At 61.8% G+C, this 636-nt stretch carries 1 protein-coding gene and 1 pseudogene; both read right to left on the reverse strand.

Translation table 11 applies throughout. From position 1 onward, the window contains the following. A partial coding sequence (locus tag B3C64_RS03190) for an endonuclease/exonuclease/phosphatase family protein (RefSeq protein WP_349679951.1) occupies positions 1 to 335 on the reverse strand: 335 nt, incomplete at its 3' end. Positions 336 to 409: 74 nt separating this feature from the next. After that, positions 410 to 636, reverse strand: a pseudogene (locus tag B3C64_RS03195) (diguanylate cyclase); the annotation flags it as partial.

Raw genomic sequence — 636 nt, forward strand, 5'->3', positions numbered from 1 at the left:
TCGATCCAGCGGCCGGAATCGACGTCCTCCTCAAGCCCCGGCAGCCCATATCGCCTGTCGACCACCGGCAACGCCGACAGCAGTCCGACGCCGGCGCGGCCTTTGATGCGGCAGATCTCGTTCATGCGGTTGAGGCCGCTTTGGTCGTCGATGCGGCCCGCCGTCGCGTATTCGAATCCGAATTCGTCGAAGATCGGATCGATTTCGCTCTGCGGCGCGCGCACCTCCTGCATGCACCACACATCGGGCGTGTTCTTCGCGGCCCACTGCTCGATGCCTTTGCGTTTCGCCGCGCGTATTCCGTTCACATTCGAAGTCGTGATAGTGATCGTCATAGCGCCCTAGCCTAGCTTGGATACAAGAAAACCTCCCTGGTTCGAGGGAGGTTTTCCTATATTCGTGAAACCGGTCAGTCGAGGCCCAGCTGCAGCTTGCCGCCGGGGATGGCGTCGAGCAGATCACGGGTGTACTGCTTCTTCGGATGGTCGAAGACCTCGTCGGTGGTGGCGTGCTCCACGAGCCTGCCATGCTGCATGACGACGACCTCGTCGGCGATCTGGCGCACCACCGCCAGATCGTGGGTGATGAACAGGTAGCTCAGTCCGCGTTCGGCCTGCAGGTCGTTGAGCAGACGCA

Source organism: Bifidobacterium sp. UBA6881 (assembly GCA_002451435.1).
Lineage (GTDB): Bacteria > Actinomycetota > Actinomycetes > Actinomycetales > Bifidobacteriaceae > Bifidobacterium.